An 11,729-nucleotide genomic window follows, 5' to 3' on the forward strand; every position below is an offset into this window, starting at 1 on the left:
GTCTGGCCCGCATGCCAGCTCACCTATTACTCCACACTTATGAAATGGCGCCGATCGATAACGAGTGGTCGATGAATCTGAACCACAGTTCGATCTGAGTGCCGTGCTCTTCTTCCCATCGTGACATGTCACGATGCAATTCATCGTGATGTTTTCGGCAAAGTGGGATGGTAAAAAAATCGTGCGCTTTGGTTCCCATGCCACCCTGTCCGTGGCCAATGATGTGATGGGGGTCGTCCGAGGGTGATCCGCAGCATGCGCATGGCTGAGACTTAACCCAACGGGTAAACTTCTCACTGGTCCAGCGCTCACGCTTTGGAATCTTGAATAACGCCTTTGGCGGGGCCGGATCGATAACTAACGTTTTGGCCGCTTTTTTGGCTTTCTCTGCAACAATTTGCTTTGCCGCCAGCGTGTGCTCGATATCTGATTCTTTCTTAACCCCAGCAGGCACGCTATGTGGCGCCACACGCAGTGATGCAGCGGCTACCTCTTCAGGGATCAGATCGATAACCTCTTTGACCCATGCCCACCAGCAAAGCTCCGGCAACGTCAGCTGGTGGGATTCGTCAAACATGAAATGCGAGCGTGCCCGATATACGACAAAATCAGCCACGTTCTGTTCCGCCAGCTGGTTCAGCATCAGGCTCGTCTGCTCACGGTATTTGTGCTGGTGATGCCAGCACATCCTGATACTATGGTCGCCGTATTCCATCACGCTGATGTTCTTGTCGTGATACCCGTCTGCGCTGGAGCACTGGCAATCAAAACCACGGCCTAACCAATCGCGCATAGCGGCAGGGCCACCAGCAGCCCCCAGCACTCGCTCATGCGTGAAGAACGATCGGAAACGTGGATCAGTTGCCAATTGCTGTTCTACTGTCGGCAGTGCGCCAGATGGCATCTTGCGGAATTCAGGCGGTACTCTGGTCACCATGACCCGATCACCGAACAACGACATCAGCTCAGCGCCTGGTTTCAATATCACCTGGCCGAGCTCGCTGATGATGATAGGTTTCAACAGGCAGCGCATGGCATCACCTCGCTGATTCTCAGTTCCACTTTCCCGCCTTTCGTTACCGGCCCCCACTCCGCCTCGATGCGCTTAATCTGGCTGTCATCAAGCCATACGCCTGCCTGCGTCATCGCATCGAACAATGCTTTGAAGTAGTTATCCAGATCCCGTCGCGCTTTATTCGGCGGGCAGAACACCACATGAACCGAGATATTGGCGCTGATCGGCTTCGGCCGGCGGCGAAGTTGCTCGATTACCTGGGCGATAGCCTCTTCCTGGAATACCCTGCCGCGCTCACTGACCAAAGTGCGCCCCCGTGACGATCCCTTGTTAGGGGAACGCCAGTAGCCGTTGACGCTTGGTGGGAATGGCAACGTCAATTTCATGCAGCCACCTCGCGCAATGCCTCGGCGCCAATACTGATTAGCTCATCGCGGCTTACAGTCGTGAATTGGCAACGTGGTTTGATGAATGGGCGCCAGATCAACAGCATGCTTCCCTTGTTATTGCCGTTCACTTGCTTACCTGAGCCAGCGTTAATGAACGATATGCGGCCATCGGTGATCAACCTGACTTCATCAACCGACTTCAGCGCCAATGAGAACCAGCTTACCGAGGTGTCCGCGGGTATCAGCATGACGATCGGCTGATTCTGCACACGGCATTGTTGCGTGGCTTTTTCAACCCAAGGCTTAATCGCGCTGTATGGCGGATTGCACCAGATGGCGCCGTAGCTCTCCCAATCGACTGCCAACGCGTTATCCTGCTCTGTCAGGTAACGAGCGCACAGTGCGTTGTTTTTGTCTGCCGCAGCATCCAGGTAAAACCCAAATTCAACATCAAGAGCGCTGAATATCTCGATTGGTGTTTGCCACCGGTCTTTATGCTCTGGTGGTGTATGGCTGACGCCAAGATAATCTGACTTCATGCAAAACTCCCCTCTGCCTTACGAACCAGATAGCGCACTACGCAGTAATCAGTGCTGAACCGCTGGCGTTGCCATTCAATTAACCAGCCCTGACGCCGGGCGTACTTTCGAAAATCACCGCGTTCTTGCCATGTGCGGCGTGCTTCTCTGAGCATCCACCAGCGCCACACGCGATGAGCTATAACCAGCAGCGGCATAACCTCAATTCCAGATACACACTTCATGCTGAAGGCTCCTTCTCAACGGCAACCAGGCGGTAGAAATAAACCCATTTCCCCGATTTGCTTTTTGCCATCCGGCGTTCCTTAACCAGCCCCTGGAATGGCTTGCTGAATTCACGCAGACGAGCGCTGATAGCCGCTTGCGTGTCGTAGACGCCGTACATCTCCCCCACCAGCCGTTCAAGGTCACGCAATGTGCGCCACGTTGATCCAGCAGCGGCATTTCGGACGCGGCAAATCTGGCTATCTGGGTTGTCTTTCAGAAAACCTTCGCGCACCAACCGACGAATGCCCTTGTTGATGCGTTCGCTTTCTAATGCGTCTACCGGGATCGTTAATTTCTTCATGATGGGTTCCCCTCTCGCTTCGAGCGGATGCGCGCCAGCAGCTCTTCACCTTTACGCTGAAATTTGCCGTCTTTGTCGATTAGCTCTGACGGCGCCGGGATGTGTTGCTTGTGGGCGATTTGTGGCGCAGGGGTTGGCACTCGTTCGCCCTTGGCCAGCCGTTTAGCCCATCGGTTGAGGTGCTGCTGAATTGACTTGCGGATCTCGCTTTCGGTGTAGTTGTGCTGAAGCATCAGATGACGAACGTCGATCACAATCCAGTACATGACCGGCGCCGACCAGTTGAAATCTTCAGGCCGGGCATGCTGACCGCGATTCGCGTTGTAGCGCTTGAACTCTGATTCAACGTCATCAACGGATGGCAGGCCAGCATTCTCGGCGGCGCCAGCCTTACACCAGCCAATGAACTTTCCACAGCTCGGCCAAAAGTCGCTTTCTTGCTGACGCGCCATGCGCATGCCGGCCTGCAGTTGCTCAACGGTGGTAATCCCATTCTCCGCGAATGCCAGGATCCACTGACGTTTTGCGGCTGCCACTTCTGCTGGCGTGCTCAGCGCTGTTTGCTTAGCGGCGGGAAAGACTTGCATGAGGTTGACGAAGAGCAGATCAACCAATTTTTCAGCGTTTCCGTTGACTACTCGCGCTTGCGGTTCTGCGGGCATCATCCGCGCCAGTGCGTTACCATCGCGATTTTGGACAGCACTCATGAATTTATTCATAGGGTGTTCTCCCATGCTTCAGCAGTGTTCCAATGACCACCTGCCGGTGATGCAGGGTTAACGCTAAGCTTCAGCGTCAGGTCGTCCCACTTCTCACGCAGTTTTGACGGGCTCAGGATGTTCTTGCACCAGAATGGGTCCCGGTTTGCCTTAGCGAACAGTTCGCAGATCTGCTTGTGCGTGCGGCCGTCCTGAGAACACATCAGGCGGATCTCGTTTGCCCAGTCTGCCCAGTTAGGCTCCTTCGGTCTGGCGACTTCCCCATCGCTCTCGGCAGCTTGCTCATACAGCTTCACGATGCGAGAGCGGATCCACTCCGCGCACTTCAGGTCTTCAGCACTGCCCCAGATTTTTTTCTTGGCACTGAATACCGCTGCTTCTGGGTGCCGAGATAAAAACTTTTCATCGCCTGATTCGTCGGGTTGCGGAGCGACCTGACAAGAAGGGTTTTGGTCTTTAGGTTCTAATGACTGGTTCTGGTGCCACGTGCTGCCACAGGGGGTGCCACCAGATGACACAGGGGCTGTGTTTTCTGACGCCTCACCTGTGCTTTTTCCTGACCCACCTGTGTTTTTTGGTGGCATAGGTGCTGTGCTTTTACGCGACACAGGGGCTGTGTTTTCTGACGACACAGGGTTACCAAGTGTCAGTTGGTAAATGTTTGATGTATTACCTTTTCCGTTATTAACGCCAAGGCGGTTCTCTTTCGAGAGCAGCCCCATTTTTATCAGTGCAGTGATATGAGCCTTCACGGCGCTCTTGCTGCACTCGCAATGGTCAGCAATGTGTTGATAGGACGGCCAGCATTCGCCTTCATCATTGGCGTTATCAGCCATCTTAATCAGCACCAGCTTACGCAGGGGATTGCCAACCTTTATGCTCATTGCTTGAGCCATCAGGTTCATGCTCATGCAGCAGCTCCCGGCGCCGGGAGTGCCAAATACTTGAATCGATCCACAACTTCCTGCAAAGCGCTGTGGGTGACAGGCATCCAGCCGCCCGGTATTCTCATCACATAACGCAACGGCATGAGCGGCTTTGAACAGCTTGAAGCCACACACCGAAATTGCCCACGCAGCCGACTATCTGCTAATCTGTTCATGCGTTAATTACTCCACACGTTTAGTTAATGCGCCCGACGCCACAGACCGCATATCTGTGGCGTCACCCTCTCCAAACAACATCTCTGTGACGACCATGATTTCAGCCACCAGACACTGCACCCGATAGCCCTTGGCCTTCATGCGTTTGCTTTCTTCGCGGTCCAGAACGCCGTCTGATGTTGACTCGTTGTGGAAGCGCGCGAACTGGCCGAGAGACGCCAGCAGATCGTTAAATTTGTAAAGCAGCTCTTCATTGCCCATCTGCTCGACTTCTGGAAGCTTCACGAAAACTCCACCAGCCCGTTTGCACATCGCTTCAGTGATATCGCTACGACCAGAGATCGACTCCATTTCAGCTGCCATACCCAGCGGTACTACCTGGCCAGACACCTGACGAACTCGATTTCGCAATGCGTTTTCGGTACCGGCCACCGGGTCCAGCTGCTGAGCCATCGCGCTGTACTTACCTGGGAACAACGTGATCAGCTTGTGTATCGCTTCGCTGATGTCGTCCTGTGTTGGGAAATCTTTGTTGTCCACAAGGTTTCTCCGCTTCTGTGGTTTTGGTTAAGCCGCTGGCGCGGTAGACTTTTGGAATACATCAGGTCTCAATCTTTCCTTAGGGATTCCAGTAAGGCGTTCAATTGCTGCAGATTGCTTTGCTGGCGGCTTTTTCTCTCTGTGCAACCAGTTCCAGACGTGTTGTTGTTTTACTGGTTTGGCGGAAGTTACTGTTAACTTCCTTGCCAATTCTGATTGACCACCAGCAACCTCGATCGCCTCAAGTAAGGCAGACTGCTCAGGCGTCATAGTTTTCCTCCTGCAAGGGTAAGTGTAAGTTGTGCTCATGGACGATTATACAACCATAACAACTTTTATCACAACTTTTAGGTGTTGGAAAGCCAAAACGTAAAGTTGTAACCTCGCCACAGCGGAGGAGATAAGTTGTGAAAACACTTGCAGAAAGATTTAAATTTGCGCGGGAAAATTCTGGTCTCAGCCAGGAAGAACTGGCCGCGAAGGTAGGGGTTACTCAGCAATCCATAGCTAAAATTGAGAATGGAATAACATTGCAGCCAAGAAAAATCAAAGAATTAGCAACTTACCTTGGGGTTTCACAACAATGGTTGCAGCTTGGAATAGAGGAAAATGCTGAGCTTTCAAATTATATCGTTAAAGAGTCAGATGAAGCAGTCCTTGACCCAGAGTTATTTGTAAGCGTGCCTATCCTCGATATTGAATTATCAGCCGGGAATGGGGCTGAGGCAGAGCTGATCGAATCTTGCTCCGATACGTTCCCTCTTCGAAGGGACGACCTCCGCAGAGCTGGTGTGAGTGCCAGTAACGCAAGGATAGTGAAGATATGGGGAAATAGTCTACTCCCTGTGCTGACTAATGGTGACTATGTTGCTGTTGACACGAAACATACCCAAAGTATTCGTGATGGTGATCTATATGCTATTCGTGACGGTGTTTTATTGCGGGTAAAGACCTTAATTTGCCTTCCAGACGGGGGAATCATATTGAGGAGTTTCAATAAAGAAGAGTACCCAGATGAGGTACTCTCTTATAACGAACGTAGGGCTAGAGTTCACGTAATAGGAAGAGTTTTTTGGTCATCACGTTCATGGTAAAAACTCGAACAAATTTTCTTCTGAAATGATTTTCAGTTTTGCTCCCTCCTCATCGCGGTAATTTATTGCTTTTTCAATTTTTCTTCCGTGGCTGGAGAACTTCCAGTCACGCGATGACAATGTACCTATAACGAGATAATCAAGTTTTTTAGTAATGTTATCTATAACATTACCGCCGGCTAATTTAATCCTATCTTCAACTATCGATCTTTTACCTGCCATAAACATACCAGTTAAGCAGAAAACCCGGCCCTTAACTTCCGGTGAGAAGTCGGAATCGATGGGCAGGCGTGTTGCTAACCCATCTACCACCCCGCTATCAAGATCACACCCTGTAAAATCTACCAGGGCTTTATGCAAGGATTCACTTTCTTCTGGTGTTATTACCCCATCGCTAAGAATTTCCTTAACAAGTGCATAAAGGTGGCTGCCCGGATAGTTTTTCTTCAGAGCGCCATTCTGCGTCAGCCACCAGTCTAAGTATCTAATTTCGTGGTCACTTAGATCTCGATCGCTAATTAACCCTTTACATAACCCATTTAATAAATGTAGATCTGATTCTGCTGAGTAAAAATCCACTTCTGGAATGTCAAGAATATCTTGCTGAATTGCATGCAGATGCTGTTTAAGATCTTCTCTCTCCTGCGAAGTGATGGTGCCATCAGAGAGAATTGATGAAACGCGTGCTGACAAACTTTTTATGACACCATTTCTTATTATTTGCTCCGCTTCAAGAAGCCAAGTATCTAGATAAAGTATCTCCTCATCTTTAACCACACCGTCCGCAACAATCCCATCTATGATGCTGATTAGGTTTGCAAAAAGCTTATCTCTATTCTGCGTATAGTTAAAAACATAAAGCTTATCTTCCATATCCCCTCCTTTTTTTCATCATCCTTGCACTCAACCACGCCACAATCAAACCACATAAAGTTGTTGACAACTCATCATTTCACAACTAAATTACACCTTAAAGTTGTTATGGAGAGCGAACAGGCAGGACGCCCACGAAGTAGCCGCCCGAGGCACACGAAGATCGGGATGATTCGCTGAACCAGTCTTACAGCAGAGGGTTACACGATGGGATGCGATATCCATTTGTACAGAGAGAAGCAGGTTGACGGCCAGTGGGTGACCGCTGACGTTTGGGAAGAAGATGATGACGGCGAAGGAGGAACTTACTCCGAAGTTCCGTGGCAAAACAGATTCACCGACCGGAACTACAAATTATTTGGCCTGTTGAGCAAAGGCGTCAGGGCTGATTATCCCTTCTCTTTCGAGCCACGTGGGTTGCCGTTCAACGCCTGCAATGAGGTTGAAGCCAATAGTGAACGCTGGAATGGCGACGGCCATTCACACAGTTATCTGTACCTGCACGAGCTAAAAGATATGCGGGAGTTAATGAAGGTCGCGACCATTAAGGTCAGCGGCATGATGGACCGCAACCGACTGACAGCACTGCGTGCATCTATTGACTCAGGCAAGCCTGATTGGAATCAGCTTTATCCTTACTGCCAATGGGCGGGACTCGATAACTACGAAGAGTTCGAAATCGACGCGCCAGCCGACTTCATTATCGGCAACAGCATGGACACGATTATCGCCTTATTCGACGGCATAGATGGCGAGAACCACCGAATCGTTTTTTGGTTCGATAACTAAGAACCCACCGCGCCCTACGGGGCGCACTGAGGCAAGCATGAGCAAAAGAGGATGGCGGTCTTTGGTTTATTGCGTTGTTGGTTGTGCTGTTTTCTGGTGGTTGCCGTGGCTGTTAGTAGTTGTCGCCGGGTAACCGGCGCACATCGGGCTGATCACTCCCCGACTCCTTAATTCTGGAAGCGGTGACGGATCCTAACCATGAGTGGTCAGCCCGATGTGGTTCAAGGCTGGAAACTTCGGGGCGTTGTTTACCAGCCACCACACCAAATGCGCCGGGCCGGCGGCACTGCAGCGAAAGCGAGCGCAGATATCCGGCAAGTATCCATACTGTGTGTTTAGAGAAGCCTTTGGCGGCTGTTCGCTGGGTTGGTGTCAGCCGCTATTTTTTCACATATCTGGTGGCGTACTGTGTCGGTCCCTAATTTATATCTACACAGTATAAATACCCGGCGCGGTGCGCCACCTGATGTGTGAGTAATTAACCGGGAGCCAGCGCTATGCGGGCGTCTGGCCTCCCTTCTTAAAAACCGATTTTCTATCTGCGGAAAATTGCCAGCTTCTGGCAGGGATTCGCTTTGCCGAAAATCAGTGTGGGGTAATTAAATGGCCAAGAACTCAAAGGAAGCCTACGGCGCCAGCGGTAAAACCAACGTGCTGATGTTCGAGCCGGAAAATCTGCACCTGGTATCCGATAAAGCGCACCCGCTTTACGACGAACGCATCCATCTTCCTCTCCATGAAGCGACGGTGCTTAGCATCATGAAGTTGGGTGTGCTGGAGCCAATTATTATCTGGAAAGACCCTGAGACAGGCCGCTCCTGCGTAGTTGAAGGTCGCCAGCGGGTTAAAAACACCCTCGAAGCCAATAAACGTCTGCGGGAAGAAGGGAAAAAACCTCTTTTGGTGCCAGCAGTCGTCAGACGCGGATCACCGTTTAGCGTCGCAGAGGTAATGATCAGTGCCAATGAAATTTTTCAGGCGGATACGCCATTGGGGCGCGCCAAGAAAATGGCTGATGCGCTTACGCGGGGCCACGATGAAGACGATTTGTCACTGATGTTTGGCGTCGGGGTGCAGACGATCCGCGCCACTCTCGCCCTACTCGATGCCACTCAGGCCGTTAAAGATGCGGTTGAGTCTGGCGACATTACCGTTACCCAGGCGCGCATGCTGGCGAATCTCTCACCCGACGAACAGCGCGAAAAGGTGAAAGAGGTTGAAGCGGCAACCGCCGGCACAAAAGGCCATGAAAAGGCACGCCGCCAGCGCCAGGTGATCGGCGATGCCAAACATCGCATGAAGTCCCGAAAAGAAATCACTAAAGCCCTGGAAGGTGCGAGCGGTGATTACGCTCAGGCGCTCCGCTGGGTTCTGGGAGACGACGAATGACAACCATCAAGCGGTTTACCCCTGACTACAAAATGCACGCAGTTCGGTTTGAGGCTTTCGCGCGTGAAGCGGAGCACGGCGAGCTTGTTCGGTTTGATGCCCACCAGCAAGTAGTGAGCGCCGTAGAGGCTGAGCGCGATGCGCAGCAGAAACGGGCCGATGCGCTGGCTGTGGAGAATGCGGCGCTGAAGCGCGAGCGCTCTGAACTGAGTGCTATCGGCGAGCTAATCCGCACCCAAGATAACCGCATAACTGACCAGCCATTTTTTGCAGTCATGACCAAGCGGGAAATCGTCGCCTCTGAAGACCACGACTGCGACCGTATTTGCTGGGTTGAAAACCAGAGTGGTGATTATGTCGAAGCCACAGAGACACAGCATCGGCGCTTGGAGGCCATCTATCAGGCCAAATATGAAGTTAGGGATGGCTGGGATAGATACGCCATGAAAGAGATTGATGTGTTTGTGACCGGATGCTTTACCGAGCAAGGCTGCAAAGACTACATCAATAAAAATGGCCACAACCTCAATAAGCCGTTCATTTACGCCTTTGGAAGCTATCGCAACGATGAATATCAGACAGTGCGGAAGTTCATCATGCAGATGCCTGAAACCCCAGCCACCTCCGCAGCACTTGCAGCTATGCGCCTCGAAGCAAAGATCGAAGGCGCTAATGAGCTGGCGGAGCGTATCGCTGAAATGCATTCCAAAACTGCACCCGGATCAAACATCGAAAAGAAGCTGATGTTTGCAGCTGAAGCTGCAATCGCATACGCCAATGGGCTGCGGGAGGCCAAATGAAAGAGCGCCCAGTGATTTTCAACGGCGAGATGGTTCGCGCCATTCTCGACGGCCGCAAGACCCAGACGCGGCGGGTTATCAAACTAAGCTATGAACGCGGGATGGTTAATCCGGTGATCAGAGGCCGTAACGGTGAGATATCGAGCATTTCATGCCGACTGGCACCAACACTTTGCCCATTCGGCCAGGTAGGCGATCGGCTAATCCCAGCGATGTACATCCCATCACTCGACAGAAGATATTGCGCAGATGTGTTCGGGGATATTTGGTCGCGGGCTAATTCAGGTGGCGAATGGAGGCGACTTTCTGGCTCCGCCAACAGCAAAGGATATTTAACAGTAACTCCGGCGAGCAATGGGAAGTACAAAACCAGGTCAGTTCATGATTTGGTTTCGGAGGCTTTTCTTGGGGAGCGGCCGAAAGGGATGCAAATTAGACACCTTGATGGCTTCCAGAGAAACAATGCCCCTGAAAATTTGGATTATGGAACACAGGAGCAGAACTGGTCAGACCGACTCGTTAATGGGCTATCCCTTGGTGAAGATCATCACAACTCCAAGCTTACGACAGAAATCGTAAATGATATCCGTGAATCTCAACTCAGCCAGAGAGCCCTCTCCGTTAAGTATGGGGTATCACAATCAACCATCTGGTCAGTGCGGAACGCTAAGACATGGAATAAAAATCCAGTAGCTAACCCACCTAACATGCCGCGCTGGGCAAGCAGAATCACGCTGGAAATCACCGCCGTGCGCGTTGAGCGGCTGAACGATATCAGCGATGGCGACGCCATACGCGAGGGATGCAGTATCGCCGACATGAAGAGTGGCGACTGTGTAGCTGACGTGTTTGCGCGTCTGTGGGCATCAATCTACGGCGCAGAAAGCTGGCGCGCCAATCCCTGGGTGTGGGTTATCGAGTTTCGTCGCGTGGAGGTGGAAAAGTGAAACCATCCGAAATAGACGACCGCCTCTACAGCGAGGCTGTTGAATTTTCTCGCCTGCACGCATCGATCGGCATCGTGGCTATTCAGCGACATTTCCGCATCGGCTTCAACCGCGCAGCGTGGCTAATCGAACGCATGCAGGAAGAAGGCGTCGTAACCGCCCCGGCATGGAATGGCATTCGCACAGTGATTCATGGAGGTAGTGATGCCAGCAAATGAACTGAGGCCGTGCCCGTTCTGCGGCAACACGGCTCCGCAACTGATGACTCCTGACTGCATCCCTCTTGGTGGGTTCATGGTTTGCTGCCCTCAGCCCAGCTGCCAGGCTCAGTGCCGACTATCAGGAAACCGGGACAAGGCAATAGCGGCATGGAATCTCCGGGCCGGTGACAAAGCTAGGGAGGTGGAGCGTGGTTAATCAAAACTTCAAGCCAGGGAGCCTGCGCTATTTCGATGAAGAAACCGGCGCGCACGTCGTTTCAGAGCCTGGCTCTACTTGGTATAGCTCAACAGCGATGGCGGCAACTGAATTTTTTAACGGCATCGAGTGGTTGCCTGTAGATGGCGATGAGGAGTCCCAGCATGGCTAACCGCAGACCGCGCCTGGTGCGCGGGGTAGAAATTACCACAGAATGCGACATGTGGAAGCCGAGCAAGCACTACCGCTGGCGCACAGGCATGTACTACGGCCGGGCTAGATATGTGGAGGTGTGAGCATGGCTATTTTCATGGAAGTTCGCTGCGAGGGGCGTGGAGGGGAAAACGCTGGGTGTCACTCGGATCAAAATGCTGATTCGCAAACTATGGCAACTGAAAACGTTAAGAGCATTTCTGAAGCCCTGGCGTTTCTGAAAAGGGACTCAATTGGCGCAGGCTGGATATTGCACAATGGCGGCCTTTATTGCCCTGCGTGTGCTCGGTTGAAAGTGTGGGAGGCTAAGTGATGACCAAGGGTGGCCAAGGGT

18 protein-coding genes and 2 pseudogenes are annotated in these 11,729 nt (G+C 51.9%); 10 read left to right on the plus strand and 10 right to left on the minus strand.

Features of this window, described 5'->3' with window-relative positions; translation table 11 throughout:
- Nucleotides 1–37: 37 nt before the first annotated feature.
- From ACOWVD_RS11780 to ACOWVD_RS11820, 9 genes are all read right to left on the minus strand, one after another.
- Nucleotides 38–1,033 (minus strand): DUF968 domain-containing protein, encoded by a 996-nt coding sequence (locus tag ACOWVD_RS11780; RefSeq protein WP_421105823.1) that lies wholly within the window; start codon nt 1,031–1,033, stop codon nt 38–40.
- Nucleotides 1,018–1,401, minus strand: coding sequence for a RusA family crossover junction endodeoxyribonuclease (locus ACOWVD_RS11785; protein ID WP_421105822.1), 384 nt, complete (start codon nt 1,399–1,401; stop codon nt 1,018–1,020). Before ACOWVD_RS11785 ends, ACOWVD_RS11780 begins: the two co-directional genes overlap by 16 nt.
- On the minus strand, nt 1,398–1,943 hold the full coding sequence (locus ACOWVD_RS11790; RefSeq protein ID WP_197842607.1) for a phage N-6-adenine-methyltransferase: 546 nt from the start codon (nt 1,941–1,943) through the stop codon (nt 1,398–1,400). The genes ACOWVD_RS11785 and ACOWVD_RS11790 overlap by 4 nt, the downstream gene beginning before the upstream one ends.
- Nucleotides 1,940–2,167, minus strand: coding sequence for a hypothetical protein (locus ACOWVD_RS11795; RefSeq protein ID WP_421105821.1), 228 nt, complete (start codon nt 2,165–2,167; stop codon nt 1,940–1,942). Before ACOWVD_RS11795 ends, ACOWVD_RS11790 begins: the two co-directional genes overlap by 4 nt.
- A complete protein-coding gene (locus ACOWVD_RS11800) occupies nt 2,164–2,511 on the minus strand; it encodes a hypothetical protein (protein WP_421105820.1) in 348 nt (115 codons plus the stop codon). The genes ACOWVD_RS11795 and ACOWVD_RS11800 overlap by 4 nt, the downstream gene beginning before the upstream one ends.
- On the minus strand, nt 2,508–3,230 hold the full coding sequence (locus ACOWVD_RS11805; RefSeq protein ID WP_421105819.1) for a replication protein P: 723 nt from the start codon (nt 3,228–3,230) through the stop codon (nt 2,508–2,510). Before ACOWVD_RS11805 ends, ACOWVD_RS11800 begins: the two co-directional genes overlap by 4 nt.
- Nucleotides 3,227–4,141 (minus strand): helix-turn-helix domain-containing protein, encoded by a 915-nt coding sequence (locus ACOWVD_RS11810; protein WP_421105818.1) that lies wholly within the window; start codon nt 4,139–4,141, stop codon nt 3,227–3,229. Before ACOWVD_RS11810 ends, ACOWVD_RS11805 begins: the two co-directional genes overlap by 4 nt.
- 198 nt (nt 4,142–4,339) lie before the next feature.
- Nucleotides 4,340–4,873 carry a YmfL family putative regulatory protein gene (locus tag ACOWVD_RS11815; protein ID WP_321154133.1) on the minus strand — a complete coding sequence of 178 codons (534 nt, stop codon included), beginning with the start codon at nt 4,871–4,873 and terminating at the stop codon, nt 4,340–4,342.
- Between the two features lie 27 nt (nt 4,874–4,900).
- Nucleotides 4,901–5,143, minus strand: a complete 243-nt coding sequence (locus tag ACOWVD_RS11820) for a transcriptional regulator (protein WP_421105817.1) — start codon at nt 5,141–5,143, stop codon at nt 4,901–4,903.
- Nucleotides 5,144–5,280: 137 nt separating this feature from the next.
- Here ACOWVD_RS11820 and ACOWVD_RS11825 point away from each other — a divergent pair, with 137 nt between their 5' ends.
- The gene (locus tag ACOWVD_RS11825) at nt 5,281–5,967 is read left to right on the plus strand and encodes an XRE family transcriptional regulator (protein ID WP_421105816.1); all 687 of its coding nucleotides are present in this window, start codon (nt 5,281–5,283) and stop codon (nt 5,965–5,967) included.
- Here the strand turns inward: ACOWVD_RS11825 and ACOWVD_RS11830 are convergent.
- Entirely contained in the window at nt 5,959–6,840 is an 882-nt protein-coding gene (locus tag ACOWVD_RS11830; protein ID WP_197817841.1) for a BRCT domain-containing protein, read from the minus strand. The genes ACOWVD_RS11825 and ACOWVD_RS11830 overlap by 9 nt on opposite strands.
- Nucleotides 6,841–7,047: 207 nt before the next feature.
- On the opposite strand from ACOWVD_RS11830, the gene ACOWVD_RS11835 reads away from it, so the two are divergent.
- The 9 genes and pseudogenes from ACOWVD_RS11835 to ACOWVD_RS11875 all read left to right on the plus strand — a co-directional run bounded on the left by ACOWVD_RS11835 (nt 7,048) and on the right by ACOWVD_RS11875 (nt 11,478).
- On the plus strand, nt 7,048–7,629 hold the full coding sequence (locus ACOWVD_RS11835) for a hypothetical protein (RefSeq protein ID WP_421105815.1): 582 nt from the start codon (nt 7,048–7,050) through the stop codon (nt 7,627–7,629).
- 603 nt (nt 7,630–8,232) lie between these two features.
- Nucleotides 8,233–9,018 (plus strand): ParB/RepB/Spo0J family partition protein, encoded by a 786-nt coding sequence (locus ACOWVD_RS11840; RefSeq protein WP_421105814.1) that lies wholly within the window; start codon nt 8,233–8,235, stop codon nt 9,016–9,018.
- Entirely contained in the window at nt 9,015–9,818 is an 804-nt protein-coding gene (locus ACOWVD_RS11845) for a hypothetical protein (protein WP_421105813.1), read from the plus strand. The genes ACOWVD_RS11840 and ACOWVD_RS11845 overlap by 4 nt, the downstream gene beginning before the upstream one ends.
- 212 nt (nt 9,819–10,030) lie before the next feature.
- Nucleotides 10,031–10,309: pseudogene (locus ACOWVD_RS11850) on the plus strand (HNH endonuclease signature motif containing protein); the annotation flags it as partial.
- A gap of 213 nt (nt 10,310–10,522) precedes the next feature.
- Nucleotides 10,523–10,765: pseudogene (locus tag ACOWVD_RS11855) on the plus strand (hypothetical protein); the annotation flags it as partial.
- Nucleotides 10,762–10,983 (plus strand): DNA translocase FtsK, encoded by a 222-nt coding sequence (locus tag ACOWVD_RS11860; RefSeq protein WP_421105812.1) that lies wholly within the window; start codon nt 10,762–10,764, stop codon nt 10,981–10,983. The pseudogene ACOWVD_RS11855 and the gene ACOWVD_RS11860, both read left to right, overlap by 4 nt.
- Nucleotides 10,970–11,182 (plus strand): Lar family restriction alleviation protein, encoded by a 213-nt coding sequence (locus ACOWVD_RS11865; RefSeq protein WP_421114508.1) that lies wholly within the window; start codon nt 10,970–10,972, stop codon nt 11,180–11,182. Before ACOWVD_RS11860 ends, ACOWVD_RS11865 begins: the two co-directional genes overlap by 14 nt.
- Entirely contained in the window at nt 11,175–11,354 is a 180-nt protein-coding gene (locus tag ACOWVD_RS11870; protein WP_421105810.1) for a hypothetical protein, read from the plus strand. Before ACOWVD_RS11865 ends, ACOWVD_RS11870 begins: the two co-directional genes overlap by 8 nt.
- The gene (locus tag ACOWVD_RS11875) at nt 11,347–11,478 is read left to right on the plus strand and encodes a hypothetical protein (RefSeq protein WP_421105809.1); all 132 of its coding nucleotides are present in this window, start codon (nt 11,347–11,349) and stop codon (nt 11,476–11,478) included. Before ACOWVD_RS11870 ends, ACOWVD_RS11875 begins: the two co-directional genes overlap by 8 nt.
- Nucleotides 11,479–11,729: the final 251 nt, after the last annotated feature.

It is taken from the genome of Serratia sp. SA088 (assembly GCF_049065515.1).
GTDB lineage: Bacteria > Pseudomonadota > Gammaproteobacteria > Enterobacterales > Enterobacteriaceae > Serratia > Serratia nematodiphila.

Coding starts and splice junctions, on each gene's coding strand:
- ACOWVD_RS11820 (WP_421105817.1), bottom strand. CDS start 5,143: ATGACGCCTGAGCAGTCTGCCTTACTTGAGGCGATCGAGGTTGCTGGT.
- ACOWVD_RS11845 (WP_421105813.1), top strand. CDS start 9,015: ATGACAACCATCAAGCGGTTTACCCCTGACTACAAAATGCACGCAGTT.
- ACOWVD_RS11830 (WP_197817841.1), bottom strand. CDS start 6,840: ATGGAAGATAAGCTTTATGTTTTTAACTATACGCAGAATAGAGATAAG.
- ACOWVD_RS11780 (WP_421105823.1), bottom strand. CDS start 1,033: ATGCGCTGCCTGTTGAAACCTATCATCATCAGCGAGCTCGGCCAGGTG.
- ACOWVD_RS11795 (WP_421105821.1), bottom strand. CDS start 2,167: ATGAAGTGTGTATCTGGAATTGAGGTTATGCCGCTGCTGGTTATAGCT.
- ACOWVD_RS11785 (WP_421105822.1), bottom strand. CDS start 1,401: ATGAAATTGACGTTGCCATTCCCACCAAGCGTCAACGGCTACTGGCGT.
- ACOWVD_RS11810 (WP_421105818.1), bottom strand. CDS start 4,141: ATGAGCATGAACCTGATGGCTCAAGCAATGAGCATAAAGGTTGGCAAT.
- ACOWVD_RS11790 (WP_197842607.1), bottom strand. CDS start 1,943: ATGAAGTCAGATTATCTTGGCGTCAGCCATACACCACCAGAGCATAAA.
- ACOWVD_RS11800 (WP_421105820.1), bottom strand. CDS start 2,511: ATGAAGAAATTAACGATCCCGGTAGACGCATTAGAAAGCGAACGCATC.
- ACOWVD_RS11865 (WP_421114508.1), top strand. CDS start 10,970: ATGCCAGCAAATGAACTGAGGCCGTGCCCGTTCTGCGGCAACACGGCT.
- ACOWVD_RS11805 (WP_421105819.1), bottom strand. CDS start 3,230: ATGAATAAATTCATGAGTGCTGTCCAAAATCGCGATGGTAACGCACTG.
- ACOWVD_RS11835 (WP_421105815.1), top strand. CDS start 7,048: ATGGGATGCGATATCCATTTGTACAGAGAGAAGCAGGTTGACGGCCAG.
- ACOWVD_RS11840 (WP_421105814.1), top strand. CDS start 8,233: ATGGCCAAGAACTCAAAGGAAGCCTACGGCGCCAGCGGTAAAACCAAC.
- ACOWVD_RS11875 (WP_421105809.1), top strand. CDS start 11,347: ATGGCTAACCGCAGACCGCGCCTGGTGCGCGGGGTAGAAATTACCACA.